18 protein-coding genes and 2 pseudogenes are annotated in these 21,393 nt (G+C 53.4%); 13 read left to right on the forward strand and 7 right to left on the reverse strand.

From position 1 onward, the window contains the following. Positions 1-12 precede the first annotated feature (12 nt). The 11 genes and pseudogenes from IPG80_RS12085 (at position 13) to IPG80_RS12135 (ending at position 13,013) form a co-directional block, all read left to right on the forward strand. The gene (locus IPG80_RS12085; protein WP_345107005.1) at positions 13-915 is read left to right on the forward strand and encodes a BTAD domain-containing putative transcriptional regulator; all 903 of its coding nucleotides are present in this window, start codon (positions 13-15) and stop codon (positions 913-915) included. Between the two features lie 226 nt (positions 916-1,141). Beyond that, positions 1,142-1,288, forward strand: a complete 147-nt coding sequence (locus tag IPG80_RS12090) for a hypothetical protein (protein WP_345107008.1) — start codon at positions 1,142-1,144, stop codon at positions 1,286-1,288. 2 nt (positions 1,289-1,290) lie between these two features. After that, on the forward strand, positions 1,291-1,449 hold the full coding sequence (locus IPG80_RS12095; protein WP_345107011.1) for a hypothetical protein: 159 nt from the start codon (positions 1,291-1,293) through the stop codon (positions 1,447-1,449). Beyond that, a complete protein-coding gene (locus IPG80_RS12100) occupies positions 1,446-1,817 on the forward strand; it encodes a DUF5317 family protein (protein WP_345107014.1) in 372 nt (123 codons plus the stop codon). The genes IPG80_RS12095 and IPG80_RS12100 overlap by 4 nt, the downstream gene beginning before the upstream one ends. A 14-nt stretch (positions 1,818-1,831) precedes the next feature. Continuing rightward, the gene (locus IPG80_RS12105) at positions 1,832-2,116 is read left to right on the forward strand and encodes a hypothetical protein (RefSeq protein ID WP_345107017.1); all 285 of its coding nucleotides are present in this window, start codon (positions 1,832-1,834) and stop codon (positions 2,114-2,116) included. A 215-nt stretch (positions 2,117-2,331) separates the two neighbouring features. Further along, positions 2,332-3,129, forward strand: a complete 798-nt coding sequence (locus IPG80_RS12110; RefSeq protein WP_345107020.1) for an HD-GYP domain-containing protein — start codon at positions 2,332-2,334, stop codon at positions 3,127-3,129. Between the two features lie 183 nt (positions 3,130-3,312). Next, positions 3,313-4,623: pseudogene (locus tag IPG80_RS12115) on the forward strand (preprotein translocase subunit SecA); the annotation flags it as partial. Positions 4,624-4,683: 60 nt separating this feature from the next. Further along, positions 4,684-7,308: a hypothetical protein gene (locus IPG80_RS12120; protein ID WP_345107065.1), complete on the forward strand. Its 2,625-nt coding sequence runs from the start codon at positions 4,684-4,686 to the stop codon at positions 7,306-7,308. Positions 7,309-7,320: 12 nt separating this feature from the next. Next, a complete protein-coding gene (add, locus tag IPG80_RS12125; protein WP_345107023.1) occupies positions 7,321-8,364 on the forward strand; it encodes an adenosine deaminase in 1,044 nt (347 codons plus the stop codon). A gap of 305 nt (positions 8,365-8,669) precedes the next feature. Next, entirely contained in the window at positions 8,670-11,366 is a 2,697-nt protein-coding gene (gene acnA / locus IPG80_RS12130; RefSeq protein WP_345107026.1) for an aconitate hydratase AcnA, read from the forward strand. Between the two features lie 90 nt (positions 11,367-11,456). After that, complete coding sequence (locus IPG80_RS12135) at positions 11,457-13,013, forward strand: toll/interleukin-1 receptor domain-containing protein (RefSeq protein ID WP_345107029.1); 1,557 nt, start codon at positions 11,457-11,459, stop codon at positions 13,011-13,013. 79 nt (positions 13,014-13,092) lie between these two features. On the opposite strand, the gene IPG80_RS12140 is transcribed toward IPG80_RS12135, so the two are convergent. The 6 genes from IPG80_RS12140 to IPG80_RS12165 all read right to left on the reverse strand — a co-directional run bounded on the left by IPG80_RS12140 (position 13,093) and on the right by IPG80_RS12165 (position 17,922). Next, on the reverse strand, positions 13,093-13,560 hold the full coding sequence (locus IPG80_RS12140) for a GyrI-like domain-containing protein (RefSeq protein WP_345107031.1): 468 nt from the start codon (positions 13,558-13,560) through the stop codon (positions 13,093-13,095). After that, positions 13,466-13,915, reverse strand: coding sequence for a helix-turn-helix domain-containing protein (locus IPG80_RS12145; RefSeq protein ID WP_345107033.1), 450 nt, complete (start codon positions 13,913-13,915; stop codon positions 13,466-13,468). The genes IPG80_RS12140 and IPG80_RS12145 overlap by 95 nt, the downstream gene beginning before the upstream one ends. Before the next feature lie 240 nt (positions 13,916-14,155). Further along, positions 14,156-14,791, reverse strand: a complete 636-nt coding sequence (locus IPG80_RS12150; RefSeq protein WP_345107034.1) for a response regulator transcription factor — start codon at positions 14,789-14,791, stop codon at positions 14,156-14,158. Positions 14,792-14,960: 169 nt separating this feature from the next. Then, complete coding sequence (locus tag IPG80_RS12155; protein WP_345107037.1) at positions 14,961-16,175, reverse strand: sensor histidine kinase; 1,215 nt, start codon at positions 16,173-16,175, stop codon at positions 14,961-14,963. A 37-nt stretch (positions 16,176-16,212) separates the two neighbouring features. Next, positions 16,213-16,941 (reverse strand): ABC transporter permease, encoded by a 729-nt coding sequence (locus IPG80_RS12160; protein ID WP_345107040.1) that lies wholly within the window; start codon positions 16,939-16,941, stop codon positions 16,213-16,215. Between the two features lie 48 nt (positions 16,942-16,989). Continuing rightward, a complete protein-coding gene (locus tag IPG80_RS12165) occupies positions 16,990-17,922 on the reverse strand; it encodes an ABC transporter ATP-binding protein (RefSeq protein ID WP_345107042.1) in 933 nt (310 codons plus the stop codon). Positions 17,923-18,098: 176 nt separating this feature from the next. Here IPG80_RS12165 and IPG80_RS12170 point away from each other — a divergent pair, with 176 nt between their 5' ends. Together IPG80_RS12170 and IPG80_RS12175 are read left to right on the forward strand one after the other, a co-directional pair. Next, positions 18,099-18,644, forward strand: coding sequence for a GNAT family N-acetyltransferase (locus IPG80_RS12170; RefSeq protein ID WP_345107044.1), 546 nt, complete (start codon positions 18,099-18,101; stop codon positions 18,642-18,644). Between the two features lies 1 nt (position 18,645). Next, positions 18,646-19,083, forward strand: a pseudogene (locus IPG80_RS12175) (GNAT family N-acetyltransferase); the annotation flags it as partial. Between the two features lie 208 nt (positions 19,084-19,291). Here IPG80_RS12175 and IPG80_RS12180 read toward each other — a convergent pair. Further along, positions 19,292-21,280 carry an SPFH domain-containing protein gene (locus IPG80_RS12180; RefSeq protein WP_345107047.1) on the reverse strand — a complete coding sequence of 663 codons (1,989 nt, stop codon included), beginning with the start codon at positions 21,278-21,280 and terminating at the stop codon, positions 19,292-19,294. Positions 21,281-21,393: the final 113 nt, after the last annotated feature.

Raw genomic sequence — 21,393 nt, forward strand, 5'->3', positions numbered from 1 at the left:
ACAAACCCCGGCATGCAGCCCTGGTCGCAGTCGGTCAGTGCCTCCATGGCTCGACCCGCTAAAAAAGAGCCAGATGCCACACGTGAACTGCGTGACCTGTTCTCACGGTCTGAAAAACGTACCGCACGCCTGCCCGATGTGCGCCGTAACCTCCGCAGACAGACTCACGTTGTGGAGGTCCCTGCCGCCCAACTGGTGATAAAAGGCTTTGGGCATGCTGCCGTTGAAATGCGCGGACGAGAACTAAGCATCTCTGATTGGCAAACCCAATCGGTACGCGACCTGTTCTTCTTCTTTCTATCCCAACCCAGACCTCTAACCAAAGAACAGGTGGCAGAACAATTCTGGCGCGAATTGGAGGACCCGGCAAAGGTCAAACTCAGATTCAAGAACGAACTGTACCGCCTGCGCCGTGCGGTGGGCAATGAAATCATCCGCTTCGAGAACAATGTATATTTCTTCAACCGCAATTCCAATTATGAGTTTGACGTGGAAGCCTTCGAGTCGCATCTGGCACGCGCGCATTCGACACAGGCACTGGAAGAGCAGATCGAGTTCTATCGTCAGGCAGTTAACCTGGTCAAGGGTCCTTATCTTGACGACACCTACTTCGACTGGGTTCTAGCCGACCGCGAACGCCTCGATCAACTCTACCTTGCGGCGCTGACCGCTCTGGCAGAGCTTTATATGAAGCTGGCAAAACTGGACGAAGCCCTAACCATGTGTCAGCGCGCCATAGACTATCAACCTGTTCATGAAGCGGCATATTGCCTCGCCATGCAAGCGCATCACCGCCGGGGAGACCGCGCCGCAGTGCTGCGTACCTACGAAGCCTGCAAAGCTACTTTGCGCAAACAGCTCAACCTGCCGCCTGACTCCGAAACCGAAGCGCTGTACCGAAAGCTGATCTCGTAAAAAAGCTGACACCGCGACGAACACTCTTTTAATTCAAAGATTATTGACCTCGAATTTAATTTAGAACATAGAAAACGCTGATTTGTGTAAATCAGCGTTTTCTGCATCTATCAACGTTTAACGATCCATTTCGGGGGAAAGTACTGTTTTTTTGAAGCCTGTTTTGAAGCCTGGGGTGACTATCTTGTGGGCATCGTTTCCATGAAAGTAATGAAAGGATGCTCCCATGAAAAAGCAATTTGCACTTTTCGTCCACCTGACCCAAAAGATCAACCGCCAACACGTTCAACTGGCACTCACCCTCGCAACGCTCGTCCTGCTGGTAATCGGCGTCGGCGCGCCCAGTGACGGCGCCGGCACCGGACCACGCTAGGCATGATCCTGCTGGCAGGGATCGCCCTCGGGTTGGTGACAGGCTTGGGCTGGGCAGCCAGGATCCAGGTTAGTATGAAGCGCCTGTTCTTCATCACCTCTGGCTGGTTCTGGCAGCAATCCTTGTGCAGGCTTGGGAGCGTTCCCATTCCATCCCAGTGATCGTCTCCCAGCTTCTTTTTATCGGGTTCGCATTTCAAAACCGCAGGCATTTGGGTATGAAGATCCTGTTGGTCGGCGCTCTGCTGAACTTTACCGTGATGAGCGCCAACGGCGGCTTCATGCCCATCAGTTTTGAAACGGCAGGCAGGCTGGTAGCGCCGCAATCTCTTTTGGATGTTCCCGCCGGGACTCGTTTCGGCGCCAAGGACATTCTCCTGCCACCGGAACAGACTCGCTTCGAGCAGCTCGCGGATCGTTTTCTCCTCCAGCCTGGTTCCCATACCAGGTGGCCTTCAGCCTCGGTGACGTTTTTTATCGCGGCTGGCGCATTCTGGCTGCTGGCACGGCAGCCTCATCCATCCATGTAAGGAGACGCACAACCATGATCGCTACATCGTTCAAAGAGAATGTAAACAAAGTTCAACGCCCAAAACGCAAGATCGAACCGCGTTCCGCCGGGTTGAACCGCGTCTTCGCGGCGGCGGTGGTCAACCGCCAATTCTGCGACATGCTGCTGAAAAATCCGCGTGAAGCTTTGCAAAAAGGCTACCTCGGCGAGACCTTCACCCTCACCCCGGAAGAAGTCTCTCTGATCGCATCCATTCGTGCAGAGACTCTCTCGGATCTGGCAAAACAGGTCTTCAACCCTCCACTCGCAGCAAAGTAATGAAACTTGATAGTACAGCCAAACCGAGATCTGTAGTAAGTCATACAAGTATAGGGAGGCAGGCTTCTCACCCCTCGTCTGTTGCCGTGCCGAATTCCAACCAGGGTTTGAGGGCTTTGCTTCAGAATGTAGATGATCTTTTGTTCGTGCTTGATACGAATGGAAACATCCTCAATTGCAAAGCACGGATCGCGTCAGGAATAGTTCTATTCCCCATGCCTGCCCAACTGTCGATCCTGGAAATTCTGCCTGCCACGGTACGGCGGAAATACGACCTTGCCATTAAGAACTACCAGAGCACCAACCGCTTCATTGCTTTTGAAAGCATGCTTGCCACATCTCCCAGCCTGGTGCATTGGTATGAGTTCCGCCTGATCCCTGCTGTTGAAGATCAGATCGTGCTGTTCATTTGGAACGTAAACCATTACCGAAGGGTCTCCGGCACCGTACCCAATCTCCCGTTCTCTGTAGACAAAATGATCGAAGGCTGGTCACGCTCCCTGTACCTGCGCGATCTCGAAACCGAAGATCACACCCGCCGGGTAACCGAGATGACCGTGCAGCTTGCCCGTCAGCTCGGCTTGCCAGAAGAGGACATGCGCCACCTGCGGCGCGGCGCACAGGTGCATGACATCGGCAAGATCGCCATCCCGGATTCCATTTTATTGAAGCCTGGAAAACTAACCGAAGAGGAATGGAGCATCATGCACCAGCATCCCTTGATCGCTGTGGAAATGCTCAAAGCGATCCCCGATGCCGAGCCGATCCTCGCTATTCCGCGCTCGCACCACGAACGATGGGACGGCTCCGGCTACCCGGACAAACTCGCCGGGGAAGATATCCCGCTGCATGCGCGCATCTTCGCCTTCGCCGATGTCTACGACGCGCTCACTTCTGACCGTCCCTACCGCCGCGCCTGGTCCACGCCCAGTACATTGGCATACATTCACAGCCAAACCGGCAGGCATTTTGACCCCACGCTTGCTTCTGAATTTATTCGTATGATGACCTAATTTCGCTCACCGGCGCATTGGACAGAGGAAGGGGAAACCCGATGCGATAGGGGACTTGGGGTGCACGCCGGTGCTGGTTCCGGCGTGTATGTTTTTAATGGAGGGAGTGCATGACATGTTGTTTTTCTCTAACATTCCTCCAATATCCCCCATGCTATAATCCCTTTCCGATGAAAGGGATTTATGCTTAAAAACTTCGTAAAACTATTCAGTGGTGACCCCACAAAAAAGACAGTCGACCAATTCAGACCGTTGGTAGAGCAGGTGAATGGACTGGAAGCCCAGTTCGCGGCGTTAAGCGATGATGCCCTGCGCGCCAAAACGGACGAGTTCAAAGCGCGGGTTGCAGATGCACTTCAAGGCATGGATGATGAAACTGCCCGGCGCAAAGCCGAACAAGATGCGCTGGAAGAACTCATGCCCGAAGCCTTTGCGGCAGTGCGCGAAGCCTCCAAACGCACGATCGGGCTGCGTCACTATGACGTGCAGATCATCGGCGGCGCAGCATTGCACAGCGGCTCGATCGCAGAGATGCGCACGGGTGAAGGCAAGACCCTCGTGGCAACCATGCCGATCTACCTCAACTCACTGACAGGGCGCGGCGTCCACCTCATTACCGTTAACGACTATCTGGCACGGCGCGATGCCCGTTGGATGGCGCCGATCTACCAGGCGCTCGGCTTGACCGTCGGCGTACTGCAAATGGCAGCCATGACCGAGAACGGCAAGAAAGCCTTCATCGTCGATTTCGAACGCGAGTCTCCGCAGGAAGACCAGCGTCACCTGCGCATGGTGGACCGGGTCGAAGCCTACCGCGCCGACGTCACCTTTGGCACCAACTCCGAATTCGGCTTCGATTATCTGCGCGATAACATGGCAATGCGCATGGAAAACCGCGTCCAACGCGGGCACTACTTTGCCATGGTCGATGAAGTGGACAACGTGCTTATTGATGAAGCCCGTACCCCGCTCATCATTTCCGGTCCCGCCTCCGGCGACCTGGAATGGTACGGGCGCATGTCGCAGATCGTCAAACAGCTCAAACCCGAAGATTACGAAATGGACGAAAAGTCCCGCTCGATCAACCTGACCGAGATCGGCGTCAGCCGCGTCGAGTCTTTGCTTGGCATTCAACTGCTCGACCCCAATCGCCCCGAAGAACCGAACCCTGAACAAGCGCGCTTGTTGGGGTATCTACAACAATCGTTGCGCGCACAGTTCCTCTTCCAACGCAACAAAGATTACCTCGTACAGACGGGCAAAGTCATCATCGTGGACGAGTCTACGGGGCGACTCATGCCGGGTCGCCGTTGGAGCGACGGTCTGCATCAAGCCGTGGAAGCCAAAGAAGGCGTAAAGGTCGAGCCTGAGTCGGTTACGTATGCCACGGTCACATTGCAGAACTACTATCGCATGTATCAAAAACTGGCAGGCATGACCGGTACCGCGCTGACCGAAGCCGAAGAGTTCAACAAGATCTACAAACTCGAAGTTGCGCCGATCTCACCGAACCTTGAATATCTCTCCTACGGCAAAGAAGCGCCGCTGACCGAGATCAAAGCCAAAGACGAAGACGGATACGCTTATTCATACTTTGCCAAAGCCGGCGACACCGCCCCGCTCTACTATCGCCGCAAAGACTATCCCGACGTTATCTACCGCACCGTGGAAGCCAAACTACGCGCCATCGTGCAGGAAGTTGTCCGCTTCAACGCCCTCGGACGCCCGTTGCTGGTCGGTACCACCTCGGTTGAATCTTCCGAACGTCTCTCGAACCGCTTCAAAGCCGAACCTGTGCGCCGCCTGATGCAATACCTGCTCGTGCGCGACCACTACATCCGCGCCAATGACCTGGAAGAAGACGGGCGCCTCTTTGCGGACCTCGTGCCTTTTAACGAACCCATCGACAAGATCACCCCCGACGCCTTGCGCGCCTTCATTAAACCCCACGGACTGAATAACATCAGCCTCGACGATGACGCCAACCTCAACACCCTGCTTGAGATCCTGCGCCTGCCTGAAAACACAAAAGAACGCCTGAAGAAGATCTTCCAGGGCGGCGTGGTTCACCAGGTATTGAACGCGCGCCGTCACACGGAAGAATCACAGATCATTGCGGGCGCGGGCGCCTTCGGTGCAGTGACCATCGCCACCAACATGGCAGGACGCGGTGTGGATATCAAACTCGGCGGCGAGCTGGCGGAAGAAGTCATCACGGCTGTCAATCGCGTGCTGGGCAAAGCCGGGTACAAAGACCCGTTCGATATGACCCACGAAGAACGACGCGAAGCCTTGAAAAAGACCGACCCCTCGAACTTCGGTTTATACGAAGCCGAGGTCAAGAACTTCCTTGGCTATTTCGACGACATGGAAAAAGTAAAAGAGTTGGGCGGTCTGCACGTCATCGGCTCGGAGCGCCATGAAGCCCGCCGCATCGACAATCAGTTGCGCGGTCGCGCTGCCCGTCAGGGTGACCCCGGCTCTTCGCGCTTTTATCTTTCCCTGCAAGATGACCTGATGCGCGTCCAAGGCGGCTCCCAAGTCAGCGCCTTGATGGAACGCCTCAAAGTGGACGATTCGCTGCCGCTCGAAGCGCGTGTAGTGGCAAGCGTCATCGAACAATCGCAGCATCGCATCGAAGGCGCAAACTTTGATGTCCGCAAGCATTTGCTTGAATACGATGATGTCTTGAACACCCAGCGTCATCAGATCTATAACCAGCGAGACCGCATCTTCGTCAAGGAAGACCTGAGCGGCGATATAGCCGAAATGTTAAGCAACGAAGTGGACAAGCGCGTTGCCGCAGGTCTGGCTGATGAAGAAGGTCCCTGGCGGCTGCTGGCGTGGCTTGAACAGGTTCAGCCCGCTTTCGAATCAAAGAACGGTTTGTTCCCGTCCTATGGGTTCAGGCTATTACTTGATGAGATCAAAGACAAAGACCTGCGCCCCGCCACACTGGACCTGATCTCCAAATCGATTGAAGCCGAATATGCTCATGCCGTTCGCGCCATCGAAACCATGATCGAACGAACCGGCGAAGCACTTGCAACCCAGATCGCCGAACGCGAAGACACGCTGGATGCTTTCTTCCAGGGGCTTGGCGACCGCGAAGATGCACCCAAACCGCAGAAGTTGATCGAAGAGATCAATGGGCTTGTCCATCTGGCGATCCGCCCCGGCAATGACCTGCTCAAGACTCTGGCAGACGACCCCGAAGACGCCAAGGACGACATTCAGGAAATGATCGCCAGCCAGTTGACGGTCATCAGTGCCACACGCGTCATCGGTGCCATACAAAACCGCATAGGCGAACAGATCCAGTGGCAAAATCCGCTGCCCTCTAATTGGGACGATCTTTCAGACAGCCTGCTCTACACAGCGCGGGATGCCTTTGAAAAGAAACGCGAACGCTTGAACGCGCAGATCGCGCGCGACATTGACATCCTCTTGCAGCACGAAAATGTTTCGACAGATTCAGGCAAGCTGCGTTTGTTGATCACACTGGCGCAGGGAACCCGTACTGCCTTCGACCAGAAGACTCATAAACAGGTAAAGCAGGTCTTTACCCGCTTCGCGTATGCCTTCCATGCGGCGCAATTGCTGGATGGCAGAGAAGCGGATGAGATCGGCGATGATGTGATGAATCACCTCGAGGCGGCGGAAGAAGCGCTGCGCGAGACCTGGGGGCAGAGCGAGTTCACCCGTTTGAGCCAGAACGCCACCAAACTCGCGGACTTTGGTCCGGCGGCGCGGATCGCTTTCGGCGAGGCGCGGCTCAACGATGCCGTATCCAGCTTGAGCACGGAAGAGGCGGCGCAGCTTTCCTCCGCGCTTGGCAAGTATGTCTTGAATGAGGTCCATCGCCAATTACTACTGGGCGCATTCAGCGAACTGTGGGTGGAATACCTGACAAAGGTTGAAGGCTTGAGGGTGTCGATCGGGCTTGAGGCTTACGCCCAACGTGACCCGCTGGTACAATACAAGAATAGCGCCTCTGAGATGTTCCAGCAGTTGCTCGAAGATGTGCGCGGACTGGTGATCGGACGCGCATTTGCGGCAAGACCCCGGCGGGTGGAGATCACCCCCATTGAAACCGCAGAAACGGCGACTGCGCCCAGCGAAACTTCAGTGCAGATCGGCGACTCGGCAGACGGCAAGAAAAAGAGGCGCCGCCGCTAGTTTGAGGAACGTTTGGCAGACGAAACACTGACCCTCCCCCTAAACAAATATATTGCCCTTCCAAAGGTTGAACTTCACCGCCATTTGGAAGGGTCTTTGCGTCTATCCACCATGCTGGATATTGCCCGCAAGCACGGGGTGACGGTGCCGGTTTCGATGTTGAACTTAAGCGGTTTGGTGCAGGTGCAAGATCGGGATCCACTCACCTTCTCGAACTTCCTCGAAAAATTCAAGACCTTGCGCCTTTTCTACCGCTCACCAGACGTGATCCATCGCGTCACACGCGAAGCGGTGGAAGATGCAGCCCGCGACAATGTGCGTTATATGGAGCTGCGCTTCACGCCGGTGGCGTTGAGTCGTGCCGAGGGTTTTCCGCTGCATGATGTGATGGATTGGGTCATTACCAGTGCGCAGGAAGCGGCAAAGGAATATAAGATCAAAGTCGGGCTGATCGCTTCGGTGAACCGACATGAAAGCCCGGAACTTGCCGAGCAGGTGGCATGGCTGGCGGTGGAACACATGAAGAACGGAATGGTTGGGCTGGATCTGGCTGGCAATGAAGCCGAATTCAAATCGCATCCATTCCACAATATCTTCAAGGAAGCCAAGCAATCCGGTTTGCATATCACCATCCACGCAGGAGAATGGGGTCCATCCGAAAACGTGCGCGATGCCATTGAGAATTTAGGCGCGGAACGTATCGGTCATGGTGTGCGTGTGCTGGAAGATAAAGAAGTTACGGCGCTCGCGCTTGAACACAACACTGTATTCGAAGTGTGCGTGACAAGCAATTTCCAATCGGGCGTGGTGAAGCAGCTTGAAGACCATCCTCTGCCGCGCATGTTCGAAAAAGGGCTGAAGGTCACGGTCAATACCGATGACCCTAGTGTCTCACGGATCACGCTTTCGAACGAATTCCAGACTGCTCATGAAAAATTAAATATTTCCCTGGATGTTTTAAAGAAAAGTGTGCTTCTTGGGGCAGAGTCTTCTTTCCTGCCAGAAGTTCAAAAAGCAGAACTGCTCCAGAAACTTCGAAAAGAATTAGACCGATAGAAAAGCGACTCCTCGAACGGCGCGAACCTCAAATGTTCGCGCCGTTCGTTTTATATGTGCGACTTGCATTCGGTACCCCCCAACCTCACAGGCTTGTTTGCCGATTTTGAAAAAACCCGGGTTAAAACCCCGAATCCACTTCCATCTCAGCCTTTAAATCAGTATAATTCGCCTCTGTAATTTATTCGTTCCCCCACCACATTAAAAAAGGATATCAAAGGCGCTCCTTTGTGTTCTTCCTGATTGTGGTGTGAGTGTAGTGATCAAAAAATCACTACGAAAACCTCATACCAAAGGAGTATCCTATGCAAGATCTATTTAAGTCCCGTGACGTATTGACCGTGGGCAAGAAGAAATACGTCTATTTCCGGCTCGACGCGCTCGAAAAAGCCGGGCTGACCAAACTCAGCAAACTCCCCTATTCCATTCGTATCGTGCTCGAAGCCGCGCTGCGTCAGTGCAACGACAAGGAGATCACTCAGGCTGATGTAAAGAACATCGCCGCGTGGACTCCCAAAGGCGCCCGCCCGGGCATTCCGTTTTTGCCGGGGCGTGTGGTAATGCAAGACTTCACCGGCGTGCCCGCTGTCGTTGACCTTGCCGCGATGCGCGCCGCCGTGGCCCGCCTGGGCGGTAACCCGAAGAAGATCAATCCGCTCGTGCCCGTGGACCTCGTCATCGATCACTCGGTGCAGGTGGATTTCTTCGCCACAGCTGAGGCGCTCAACCGCAACACCGAAGTCGAATTCCAACGCAACCGCGAACGCTATGAATTCCTCAAGTGGGGACAAAAAGCCTTCACCAATTTCCGCGTCGTTCCCCCGATGACCGGTATCGTGCATCAGGTCAACCTTGAATATCTCGCCGACACCGTCATGACCAAGGAAGAGAATGGCGAGACGATCGCCTTCCCTGATACCCTCGTCGGTACCGACTCGCACACCACCATGATCAATGGCTTGGGCGTGGTAGGTTGGGGTGTGGGCGGTATCGAAGCCGAAGCCGTGATGCTCGGTCAACCGATGGACATGCTGCTCCCTGATGTGATCGGTTTCAAGCTCTTCGGCAAACTCACAGAAGGCGTGACCGCCACCGACCTCGTGCTGACCGTCACGCAGATGCTGCGCAAAAAAGGCGTCGTGGATAAGTTCGTCGAGTTCTTCGGCGAAGGTCTCAACAACATGTCGCTGACCGACCGCGCCACCATCGCCAATATGGCTCCCGAATACGGCGCCACCATGGGCTACTTCCCTGTGGATGAAGAGACGCTTCGTTACATGCGATTGACTGGTCGCTCCGACGAAGTGCTCGCCCGCACCGAAGCCTACCTCCGCGCACAGGGACTCTTCCGCGATGCCAACAGCCCCGAACCGGAATTCACCGACACGCTCGAACTGGATCTGGCGTCGGTCGTGCCATCCCTGGCTGGACCCAAGCGCCCGCAAGACCGCGTCGCGCTGACCGATATGCAGGATACATTCAGAAAAGCCTTAACCGCCCCTGTGAAAGATCGCGGCTATGAACTCTCCGGTGAAGCCCTCAGCAAAGAAGCGACATACGGTTCCAATGGCGGCTCAACTCAAATGAAGCATGGCGCGGTTGTGATCGCAGCCATCACTTCCTGCACCAACACATCCAATCCTTCTGTGCTCGTCGCGGCGGGACTTGTGGCAAAGAAAGCCGTCGAAAAAGGCTTGAACGTCAAGCCGTATGTGAAGACATCCCTCGCCCCCGGCTCGCGTGTGGTGACCGAATATCTTAAGAAGGCTGGTCTGATCGACCCGCTTTCCAAACTCGGCTTCAATGTGATTGCTTACGGTTGTACAACTTGTATCGGGAACTCTGGTCCATTGCCCGGCGAAGTTGCCAAGGCTGTCACCAGTTCAGACCTTGTTGCTTCGGCTGTTATTTCCGGCAACCGCAACTTCGAAGGACGCGTGCATCCGCTCGTCAAGGCGAACTACCTTGCGTCACCGCCGTTGGTTGTCGCCTATGCGCTCGCTGGCACCGTGGACATTGACCTGAACAACGAGTCCCTCGGCACAGGTTCTGATGGCAAGGAAGTCTATCTCAAGGATTTGTGGCCCACCCAAAAGGAAGTTGCTGAAGCAGTTGCGGCGAGCGTCACACCTGAAATGTTCATGGAAAAATATTCCGACGTCTTCTCCGGCTCGGATATGTGGCAGAACATCAGCGTTAAAGAAGGCGACCTGTTCGAGTGGAGCGAAGAATCCACCTACATTCATCACCCGCCTTATTTCCAGACCCTCACACTCGATACACCCAAGATCCAACCCATCAAGGGCGCGCGCGTACTCGGTGTCTTCGCGGACTCCATCACCACCGACCACATCTCTCCTGCTGGTAACATCGCCGCGGATTCTCCCGCTGGTAAGTTCTTGCAGGAACGCGGCGTGCAGCCGAAAGATTTCAACCAGTATGGCACCCGCCGTGGCAATGACCTCGTGATGGCACGCGGCACCTTTGCGAACATCCGCCTCAAGAACATCATGGTTGCGCCCAAGGAAGGCAACTGGGCGAAGCACCAGCCGTCCGGTGAAGTGATGTCCATTTTCGATGCGGCGATGAAGTATCAAGCTGAAGGCGTAGGAAGCATCGTCCTCGCGGGCAAAGAATACGGCACGGGCTCGAGCCGCGACTGGGCGGCGAAGGGTCCCATGCTGCAGGGCGTGAAAGCCGTCATCGCCGAATCCTTCGAACGCATCCACCGCTCCAATTTGGTGGGCATGGGCGTGCTTCCGCTGAGATTCGCTGAAGGACAAAATGCCGAGTCGCTCGGTCTCGATGGCAGCGAAGTCTTTGATATCGAAGGTCTGACCGACAACATCCAACCCAAAGGCGAGCTGACGATCAAAGCCAAGAAAGCCGACGGCAAAGTGATCGAGTTCAAAGCCACCGCGCTGCTGAACACCGATGTGGAAGTGAACTACTACCGCAACGGCGGCATCCTGCACACGGTGCTTCGCAATTTGGTGAAGTAAAATTAATTAGTACTACATAAAAAGCGACCTGCTTTTCGCAGGTCGCTTTTTGATTTTCAAGAATATAATGAGTAGCACTCTGGAGAGAACATGACTCAAAATATTTTTATCAGTTATTCGCGTCGTGAAGTGGGCTTTGTAGATAAGCTCGTTGAGCACCTTGAAAAAGAGACCTTCAACATCTGGTTGGATTATCGCAGTCTGGTGCCCGGAAAGCCCTGGGAAGAGCAGATCAATCAGGGTCTAAAGACTTCAGATATCATTTTACTGGTTGTTTCGAAGGCGTCCATCGCTTCTGATAATGTGGAGTTTGAATGGCGACAGGCACTGCAAGAGGAAAAGAAACGCATTATTTTGCTTGTCTTTGAAGCCGTGGATCTGCCACCTGAACTGGAAAAATATGAATGGGTGGATTTTCGGGGGAACTACAAGCAAGCTCTGAAAGAATTAGACCATCAACTTCAGACACCCGAACAGGAAAAACATTCCGTGCCCGAGGCGGGCTTCAAGATCCCTTCCATTGTGTGGCTGGCATTTTTCTTGAGTCTGATCGTTTCCATCATTTCCATCAGCACCGTTTGGACGTTATTCATTCCCTTCTTCCTGATCCAATTGCCGTTGGGTATTCTCAAACGCAAATTCAACTATATGCTGGTGCAGGCATCCCTCTTGATGCTGCCTTTTGCGCTTTACCTGACAGTAAATTTCTCTACGAACGAGGATGCGATCGATATTGTCGATTTCCTAACCTACGTCAGTATTCCTTTTGTGATCGGCTTGATTTATACCCTGCGCTCAGAAGGTATGCAGCGCTGGGGCAAGCCCGAAGCGGTTGCGCCGCCATCGGCAAATACTAAAAAAATAACATACCCTGATTTCAAATCCGTATCGTTTTTCATCGATCATGCTCCGCAGGATCAGAAGATCGCAGACCATACGAGAAAAGTATTTAAAGGAGCCGGGCATACCGAGGTGACGGACCCTGCTTCTGCCGACGCAGTCTTTACCTTGGTCTCACGCTTTAAAGGGGATAGCATTGTGGATAGCCAAAAACAAGTGGTCTATCCCGTCATCATCCAATCCAACGACAAGATTTCAAGGCAGCTATCCCGCGTTCAATGGCTGGACCTGCGGACTGGGGTGCGCAACCTGGATGTGGTCGCCAGGCTGTTGCCAGAACCGACAAGGCTCCTACGCAACGTGGGCATCCGCCCGATGGGCAATCAAATAGTTTTGCCTGCTGTCATTATGTACCTGACGTATTTCCTTGCTTTCCTGGCAATTGTTTGCATTGGTAGTTGGCTTCCATATATCCTTCAATACGCCAATGAGTTTATCTACGACCCGGATTTTACAGTTGTGATCGGTCAGTTGGCAATCAGCCTGATCTTGTTTGGCGGGCTGTCGTATCAAATGGTGAAAAATATCGTAGACCGAAAAGGTTTCTTTGCTTCTTTACTTGGATTGATTCTCGGCATGCTTGTGCTGGGCGGCATCATTCTCTGGCAGATCGAGATCGATAACATGGTCTTTGCACTTGTTGAACACGAATGTGGAATATCGCGGCTATTCTGCATACTATCCGCGCGCGATCTATATGGCGGGCAGTTTAGTGATGCTGGTTTATCTTTGGTTCAAACGGCGTGACCTGATGTTCTGGTTTCCTGAGAAAAAATGAAACTATAAGTAATGCAAAAGAGACCGGCAAATGCCAGTCTCTTTTTATTTAAACCTTCTGAACCGGGAACTGTATCTCGTTGACCGTATTCGGGTCGTTCTGATCTTCCGGCTTGTCCGGCATCTTGAGGTTTAGCTCGCGGCTTGGACCTACGATCTGATACCCGTTCACATCGATCCATTTGGCGAGGGCGTCGTAGGCTTCACCGATGGTGGCGAACGACCCGGCATGGACTACGCACGCCATCGTCTCGACTGCAGGCAGCTCATAGATTTTGACGCGTCCAACGGGAGTCGGGTCACCGGCAATGGGCATGGCGACTTCAATATCCCAATCGCCTTCGCGCGCATCCGCATCATGATAGATCGCCATCGGCGTGCCGTTCATGCGGATATTGTTTTGATAAATAAAGTTCAGTAATTCATCCCACAGCGAGCGTTGTGCGGGCGGGTTGGCAACCACACCGCGTACTGTGGCGGCTTTCATTGCATCGATCTTCTTTGATAACGACATCATACTTGGACATAAAGTTCTCCTGTTGAGTTTGTCTCAGCCAGCGTTCCACCTGCTCCAGCTTTACCGTTTCTTCTTCCACTCGCTGCCGGATCTCGGCTTGACGGAGTTTGAGCATTCCACGCAACTCTTCGGTGGAAAGATTCTCTTCGAGGAAGCGACCGATCTCCTCTAAAGTGAATCCCAACTCTTTCAATGCCAGAATGCGATACAAGCGCGGCAGTTGGTGGAAGTCGTAATAACGGTAGCCAGTAAAGCGGTCTACATCAACGGGTCTGAGTAAACCCATCTCGTCGTAGTACCGCAGCGTTTTGATGGAAACGCGGCTAAGTTTGGAAAAGTCTCCGATTCGGATCATGGTAGGCGCCTCATCCTGTTATACACTCTCCAGTTACTGGAGAGTCAAGGTTCTATTTCTAATAGAAGTCAACTCAAAAATGTCATCCTGAGCGATAGCGAAGGATCTCTACCATTGTGTAAGAGACCCTTCGGTCGCGAAGAGCGCTCCCTCAGGGTGACAGAGTATTTTTGAGACACATTCTAGTTTATTGAGCATCTTTATAACTTCCCCCGACTTTAAGAATTGAGCGAACTCAACTCACACCAATCCCTGCTTCCTTGCTATATCTGCCGCCTGGGTGCGGTTTTCTGCTTGAAGTTTGGCGAGGATGTTCGAGACATGGTTCTTGACCGTGCCCTCGGTGATGAAAAGTTTCTCTGCCATGTCTTTGTTGGATGCGCCTTGTGCCAGCAAGACCAGAACTTCACGCTCCCGATCAGAAAGCGACTCGAGCGTTGAGGTCGTTGGGCGCATCATTTCGCGAAGGGCGCGGGAGGCGATCTCAGGTTGTATGAAGACCTCGCCTTCATGTACGCGGCGAATGGTGTGTATCAATTGATCAGCAGGCGTATCTTTGAGCAGGTATCCCATGGCTCCCGCCCGCACCCCTTGGTAGACGTAATCGTCGCGGTCGAAGGTGGTGAGGATGATGACCTTTGCCGTGTTCCATTCGCGGCAAAGTTTCGCCGTCGCTTCCACGCCGTTGAGAACGGGCATTTGCACATCCATCAAGATCACATCAGGGCGCAGTTCAAGGGCAAGCTGCACGCCTCGTTCGCCATCGCCTGCTTCGCCTATAACGCGCAAGCCGGGTTCAAGATCAAGGATGGTCTTTAGACCCTGCCGCATGAGGGTTTGGTCTTCGATCAGGAGGAGTTTGATGGTGTTGGGCATGGTTAGGAAAAATCCGCTTATCTAAGTGTTAAAAAGTTCCTAAAAATAGATTTCCGTCATTGCGAGGGCGGTGCTTTCCCGCCCGAAGCAATCTCATGATTAGCTCATAGGATTGCTTCGCCACAAAGAACAAGAACGTGGCTCGCAATGACGGGAAATTAAAACTCACCTAAAACAGAGGCAGGCTTACTCGTAGGTTTGAGCCGTTGTTATTTGAAAGAGTCAACGTGCCGCCCAGCCCTTCAACCCGTTCGCGCATTCCGCGCAGACCGAAATGTCCGCTTTGGTTTTCTGCATTCGGCGGAAGTCCACGCCCGTCATCCTGGATCGTCATCAAGACAGTGTGAGTTTCGACCTTCAACGTCACCGTCACGTGCCGAGCCTGAGCATGCCGTTCGACATTCGTAAGCGCTTCCTGCGCCACACGCCATAAGGTTTCAGCGTGTGCAAGCGGTAACGTATTGACATGTTCATCAGCATCACAACGAATTTCAAGATGCGCCCGTTGACCAACATCCACGCACAAGGTTTGCAAGGCTTCACCGAGTTTGCGCTCTCCCAGCCCGGGTGCGCGCAAGCCTGCCAGCGAACGACGCAATTCATCCATGCTGGCGCGGGTGAGGTTTTTCAATTCATCCACCTGAGCCGAGGCGCGTTCGGGGTCAACTTTATATAGTCGTTGAATCGCTTCCAACTGAACAGATAATGCCACCAGAGAATGACCCAGACTATCATGCAGATCGCGCGCGACGCGTTCCCGCTCTCGTAACGTGGCAAGCTCTGCATCTTGTTGACGCGCCGCCTCCAGCTCCCTTTGAGCGGCTTCCAGTTTCTGGATCAACCCTGCCCGCTGACGGCTCGTCCGCGCAATGCCGAAGATGAACAGATAAAGCACATTACCAGCCAGCCACTGAAAGAAAAACCCAATCGCTGCGCCAGAGTCAATCGCAGAAAACTGCCAATCAGAGATGATAAGCGTCACACAAATCATGATAAAGGCTGTGCCAGGGATCACCGCTTGCGGCGGCAATACCCCAAACATCTGCCCGAAATAGGCGAATGCCAGCCACCATGTTAACGGATTCAACCAATTCGACAGCAGCCACATTGCCAGCCCGCCAATGAAATACATAGCCAGCCGCTGGCGAGACTTAATCCACCGCCCTCCGGCAATGGTGAAGAAATACAAAACGCCCTGCAAAATGCACAGCCCTGAAACAACATACTCACGCCAGGTGAGAGGTTCGGCGGTAAGGGTTGTGATTGCAGTAAACCCAAAGATAAGTAAGGACACAACATCCCAAAACCTGCCATACATTTGCATGTAACGGGCAGGCATGGGCAGGTTGCTATTCGAGAGGTCGGAGGTGTGATTTTGGCTCACGAGGTAAGTGTACTCCGGTTGAGTGGATGAGGGAATGTTACGCCTTCGGCTCCCAGCGGAAAAGGCGCGAAGCGATCAACGTGGCAACGACACCATAAGCAGCCAGCAGCAGCAGGTATGTCACCCATTTTTCGTCGAGAGTCGCATCGATCATTGCCGAGCGCACCAATTGCACAGCCGGGTAGGCGGGCAGGTAGGGCACGAATTCCTTCACGTTATCTGGCAGAGACGAGACGGGGAAGACCATGTCGCTGATGAACATCAACAGAAAGTAGATCGTCATTCCAACCGCTGTGGCGGTCCCTGCCTTGGGAGCGACGCCGCTGATGATGCCGCCCAGTGACATGAAGGTCAGCAAACTGATGATGATCATAGGGTACACCAGTAAAAGGCTGGTAGCGCTGACCGGGACTTCATAAAAGACTGCGCCTACAATAAGGATCAGTGTGCTTTGTATGGTGCCAATGACAATATTGACCAGCAAGTAGGAGGTGATGAGTTGCCAGGCAGGCAGGGTGGTGGCTTGTAAGCGGCGCAGAATGCTTTTTTCCCTTAATTCGAGCATCATCGTGGAGCTGCCAACCAGACCAAAGCTCAGGGCGTTGAGCACGATCACACCGGGGGTCATATACTTCATGTATTGACTCATCACCACCCCGTAGATCAACATCAATAGCACCGGGAATGCGAAGTTCCAGAACAATACCGCTCCATTCCGCAATTGAATGAGGGCAAGCGATTTGGTAAGAATGAGAAAGCGTTTCATGGGAGGATTCCTTATTTTTAAATCATTAAGTTTTTTACAGCGCGGTTGTTATCCGATCTCAGATAACTGCCGACCCGTTAGCTTCAAGAAGACATCTTCGAGATTGGGTTGCCTCAGCATCACATCGCGGATCGAGCGACCCGACTTTGCCGCCAATGCCTGCAAAGCAGACAGAGTCTCTTCAGGTTTGGAAGTTTCCACTTCAAGGTGCTGACCTGAATACCGGGCGCCGTTCACGTGAGGCAGATCATAGACCTGCTCAAGCGGCAGTTCCACCGTCGCTTTCAACGTCGCGTTCAGGTTAAGGCTGGCGATCAATGCATTGGGTGTATCGCAAGCCACGATCTCGCCGCCATCGATGATGGCGATGCGTCCGCACAGGGCTTCGGCTTCTTCCATGGCATGTGTGGTCAACACGATCGTGCGTCCTTCATCATGCAACGTGCGGATTTCGTTCCATACGGCGCGGCGGGCATGCGGGTCCAATGCGGAGGTCGGCTCATCGAGTAGGACGATCTCAGGGTCGTTGGCAATGGCTACGGCGAGAGAGAGGCGTTGCTGTTGTCCACCAGAGAGACGGCGGGCAAGTATGTTTCGCTTCTCGAGCAGGTCAAACCGCGTAAGCAGGTCGTCAATTTGTGCCTTTGTCAGAAACACTTCATACAAGGCAGCATATACCTCTACCAGTTCCGCAACGGTCAGATCGTCGAGCAGGGCGGTTCTTTGCAATTGGATGCCCAGCCGCTTCTTGGCAGCCATGGGGTCACTTTGAACATTGCTTCCGCCGACTCGAACCTCACCTTGCGATGGGGTGTGCAATCCCTCCACACATGCCAGCAGTGTGGATTTGCCCGCTCCATTGGGTCCGAGCAAGCCAAAGATCTCGCCCTTCTGCACCGATAAACTCACGCCATTGAGGGCGGTCAGAGTTCCATAAGCAGCGGTCACATTTTTGATATCGATCACTAAATCTTGAGACATAATAAACTCCTTTGTGCCCCTATCTTATGACAGCCCGCCTCATTACCCCAGTCTCGCAGGGAGGATTGCGCCTATGCCAAAAGACATATTCCCTCCTATGCAATACAGACCCCGCCTCAAACCTCTGGGACTTTTGTCCTGGGGTGTTTTCTCCTGGATGAATCTATAATGCAGAAATGGATACAACTCGCTTCCCTGACTTCCCGCTTCTTTCCACCCCGCGCCTGCTTCTGCGTGTCCTAGCTTCTTCCGACCTCGACGATCTGTACGAGTACGCCTCCGACCCTGAAATTGACCATCACACCCCGTGGGATCATTACAAGAATATCGAAGAAGCTCGCGAAAATCTAAACGAGTTTCTGGAAGCTTATGAAAAACATGGATTTTGGGCATGGGGAATTGAACACAGCAAAGATAAAAAGCTGATCGGCATTATCAATATCAACAAACCGGGCTATAACCGCAAAGTGGAAGTGGGCTACACCATCGCGCGCAATTACTGGGGGCAGGGACTCGCCACCGAAGCGCTTCAGGCGTTGATTCGGTATGGGTTCGAGAAACTGGACGTGGCGCGGATCGAAGCGGTGATCCTGCCTGAAAATAGAGCGTCTTCAAAAGTCCTGCTCAAAGCGGGAATGCAGTTCGAAGGTCTGCTGCGCAGTTATCAAGTATGGAAAGGCAAGCCCAGCGACTTGGAAATGTATGCGATCGTGAGGAAATAACATGACAGTCATTCTTGAAGCTCCCCGGCTTGTCCTGCGTCATCAAGTCCTTTCGGATTTGGATGACCTGTGGGCGTTGTATCAAAACCCGAACATTACCAAGTACATTCCTGATGCGCCGCGTTCACGCGAAGAAGCCCAAGAGGAATTGGAATGGCACATGCATGGGCATCCGCGCCACCCTGAGTTGGGTTTGTGGGCGACCATCCATAAAGAGACAGGCAAATTCATCGGACGCTGCGGCTTGCTACCTTGGACAATCGAAGAACAATATGACGTCGAAGTAGCGTATACGCTGGCTCAAGATTTTTGGGGGCAAGGTTTGGCGACCGAAGTTGCGCAAGCCATTTTGCAATATGGCTTTGAGACATTAAATTTATCACGTCTGATCTGTTTGATTGACCCCGCGAATATCGCCTCCCAACGAGTTGCTGAAAAAATGGGTATGAAATGGGAGCGAACCGTGGATGGTTGGGAAGGCGATAACATTCCCTTTTACATTTATTCGATCCATAAGTACCAGGTTGCCCTTGAATTCCACAAAATTACGCAAAGACGCGGGCGGGCTGGCCGCAAGCAAAGACAGCAACCTGAGTGTAATCTTAAAAAGAGGTCACTTTGTAGTGACCCTCTTTTTATTTTGCGACCTAAGGCTTCTTGCTCTCGCCCTTATCATCCTTCTTTTGCATGTCTTTCAGAATCTTCTCACGCATGGCTTCCACATCAGGTGAGCGTTGAGTCGACTCATTTTCCTTTGCCAGCCCACCAAAGCGGTCGGAGAGCAGCATGGTCAGCAAAGCTTCCATGATATTGGCAGATTGACCGCCGCCATTCTCGCCGTTGCTGCCGCCCACCACCACACGCGGAACCACGTCCACGCCGGATACTTGAATGGCTTCGGCAAAGCGGTTGAGCACTTGCTGAGTCACCTGGAACTGCGGACCACCATAGGCGCGTACCTGTTCTTCGGTGGCGAGCGCCTGAGCGATACCCACACGAGCGACCTTCTCGGCTTCCGCTTCTGCCAGTGCGCGGATCTGCTGCGCCTGCTGGATGGAGCGTTCATACTCCGCCTTACCCTGATTCGACTGGATCGTAATGCTCAACTCGGCTTCGGTCATTTTGCCTTGCATCGCAGCTCGCGATTCGGCTTCACGCAGTTCGCGTTCTTTGACGGCGGCTTTCTCTTGCTGGGAATAGGTCTCGACCTGTTCCTCTGCCACCTGGCGTTGACGCAACTGGGTCAGGATGGTTTCGATCTGTTTGTCACCTGCATGCGAAGACGGAGTACCGATCAAAACTTCTTCCAACTCAAGGTTGTAGTGCTCGAACTTGGTCTTCATTTCAAGGCTGGATTGCTGCTGGATGTTGCTGCGTTCCTGTAATAACTGAATCAGCGTGCGGGTCTGCGCGACGTTCTTGAAGTACGCCGCTACCATCGGATCTAGGGTTTGCTCGACCAGTTTTTTGATGTCGCCGAAACGTTGAATGACCAACGGCGCTTTCTTATAGTCGATATGCACCACCACCGAAAGTGGGAGCGTCGGCTCGAAGGCATCCTTGGTGATGAGCGCCACCTCGCTCAGGTTCTCATCGAAGTTATGCGAGCCGACCTCGTTCTTGATCCACTTCAAAATGAAGTTGGTGGTCGGCACAGGGATGACCTTGCCTGCATAGGTATTGAACGGATACTTGCCCGGCAGGAGCGCTTCACTCCACACACCGCGCTGTCCGCGGGTCACCAATTCGCCGTGCCGGTATTCCGTGCCAGAGAGGTCAGCCCCTTGCTCGCCCGTATATGAAACGACCACGCCCACATTACCAACATCGATGACGGTTTTCTCGATCATCTCTACAGTGGCAAACAAGCGGTTGACGTAGTAGGTGCCTTCCACCAGCACCTGCAACTGGCGTCCGCGCATACCGCCCGCTTTCAAGAAGCGGTCGGCATCCTGAAACTTGTTATGGTATTCATCAGCCTTCTCAGGGTTATCCCCAACCACCGGCGCAATGATCTCGCCTTGCGGCAACGATGATCCATCATGTACGGTCACGATGCCGATCTCATCATCATTATCCTTGATGATGACCGGACGGAACCCATCTCGTTCCTTGATGACTTCTGCCATACGCACGATCACAGCCGTATCATCGCGGCTAAGCGGCAGGGAGTACACACGCTCTTCTGTAATGACAACAAATTGCATCAGGTTGAAGGCATAGGTACCTTCACGCAGAATCAGGCGCTGGGGACCTTTCTGTCCGCCGTTTTTCAGAAAGTTGGTCACATCCTGAAAATCATGGGCGGTCACGTTCGAAGCCAGCACCTGTGCCGGTTCGAGCGGAGCGCCATCGCGAGCAAAGATATAGCCGACTTTGCCCTGGGTGATCGTCACCAGCGGCGCAATATGCACCGCGTATTGAACGGGCATCCGGTAATGCAGACCGCCGCGCAGAACCTGCGGCTGGAAGCCCGTCTCTCCGTTCAAGGCAATCAAGCCGGATTTCAGCGACTTGCCGCCGAAGCGTTTTTCAACGATACCGATTCGGTTGTTTGGGATGAAGCGGATTCCTGTGAGAAGGACCAGGAAGAGAACGCCAACTCCCCCAATGCACAATGTAAGTAGGATTTCCATTTTTTCTCCTTGACGCTACTACATACGCAGGATTCTACTCCCGGGTTTTGGTTTTTTCCATCATACAAGGGTCATAGGCATGATTGTCTACAGCACTCCCGGCGGAGAGTCTT

This window comes from Candidatus Villigracilis vicinus (assembly GCF_016702885.1).
Classification (GTDB): domain Bacteria; phylum Chloroflexota; class Anaerolineae; order Anaerolineales; family Villigracilaceae; genus Villigracilis; species Villigracilis vicinus.